Source organism: Peribacillus sp. YIM B13481 (assembly GCF_042787985.1).
Classification (GTDB): Bacteria; Bacillota; Bacilli; order Bacillales; family DSM-1321; genus Peribacillus; species Peribacillus simplex_A.
In genome coordinates this window covers 1-1437 of the sequence record NZ_JBHZPE010000124.1, presented here as the reverse complement: position 1 = coordinate 1437, position 1437 = coordinate 1, and the positions used below count along the sequence as shown (strand labels likewise).

1 protein-coding gene is annotated in these 1437 nt (G+C 39.2%); it reads right to left on the bottom strand.

Features of this window, described 5'->3' with window-relative positions; all coding sequences use genetic code 11:
* Nucleotides 1–35: 35 nt before the first annotated feature.
* Nucleotides 36–1384 (bottom strand): IS3 family transposase gene (locus ACFX4X_RS25425; protein WP_377387645.1). Its coding sequence is split into 2 segments (ribosomal slippage): nucleotides 36–940 and nucleotides 940–1384, totalling 1350 coding nucleotides; the frame shifts between segments, so codons are not numbered across the junction.
* Nucleotides 1385–1437: the final 53 nt, after the last annotated feature.

Sequence of the window (1437 nt, the reverse complement as noted above, 5' to 3'; positions counted from 1 at the left end):
TGAAGTGAACCCAAAAAGTTAGACACTTTATTTAATTAGGCAGCCTTGAGGGCATGAACCCGGTAATCTACCGGGCTCATGCCTTTTAATTTTACCTTGATTCGTTGATGATTGTAGTAATGGATATATTCTTCTAGTTCTTGTTTGAAATGCTCCATGCTTTCAAATTCTTGAAGATAGAGTAACTCGGATTTTAATAGGCCAAAGAAGTTTTCAATGACCGCATTATCGAGACAATTTCCTTTGCGGGACATGCTTTGTGTAATGTTATGTCTTTTCAAATCATGAGAGTATTGTTTCATCTGGTAATGCCAGCCCTGATCTGAATGAAGAATGGGTGAATCTTTCGATTCCAAGCGGTCAAAAGCTTTATCCAGCATTTTAGAAACGAGCGGATAAACAGGCCGAGATTCCATATTAAAGGCGATGATTTCTCCATTAAACAGATCAAGAATGGCCGATAAGTATAGTTTCTCCCCAGCTAGATGGAATTCTGTGACGTCTGTCACCCACTTTTCATTGGACTTTTCCGCCTTGAAATCACGTGCTAGAATGTTGGGTGCAATCTTGCCGATTTTCCCTTTGTAAGAACGGTATTTCTTCATGCGAACCAAAGACTTCAATCCTAGTTCATTCATCAATCGGAGAACTGTTTTATGATTGATGCGAGCACCTCGGTTACGTAATTCTAGGGTGATGCGTCGATATCCATAACGTCCTTTATGCGTATGGAAAATCTCTTCGATAAGGGATTTAATTTCTGTGTATTTATCCTCACGCCCGAAGGCGTTTACCCAATAATAGTACGTACTCCGTGCCATGTTAGAAATGGATAGAAGTAGATTTAAATCAAATTGTTTCCTTAGTTCATGGACTACTTTCACTTTTTCTTTCTTTGTAGGGCTTCCTTTTCTTGAACTAAGGCATTCAACTTTTTTAGATAGGCATTCTCTGCACGTAAGTATTCTAATTCTGCAAGAAGTGCTTCTTGAGAGCCTTTAGCTGGCGATGTTTTCTTGGTTTCTTTTTTCATGGATAGACGCCCCTTTTTCTTTGGTTTAAGGGCGTCTATACCTCCTTCCTTCAACTGATTTGCCCAATTCAAAAGTGTAGAATCGGAAGGAAGGTTATAGTGTACAGCGGTCGCGCTGATCGATGCCCCATTTTCGTTCATATATGTAAGTACCTCTAGTTTAAAGGGCAGAGTGTAATTTGTATAGGATGAAGCAAGTCCTTCCATCCCATGTTCAAGATAGCGATCGACCCATCTTTTCAGAGGGGATAAACCTACATTTCTTTCTTGTGCAATGGATTTATAGGATTTTTTCCCTTTTAAGTACTCTAAAACTGCATTTGATTTTTCGTCTATCGTATATTTAGTCAAAAAAACTGCACCTCCAATTGTTAGATGGTGTCTAACAATTGGGGTGCAGTTCA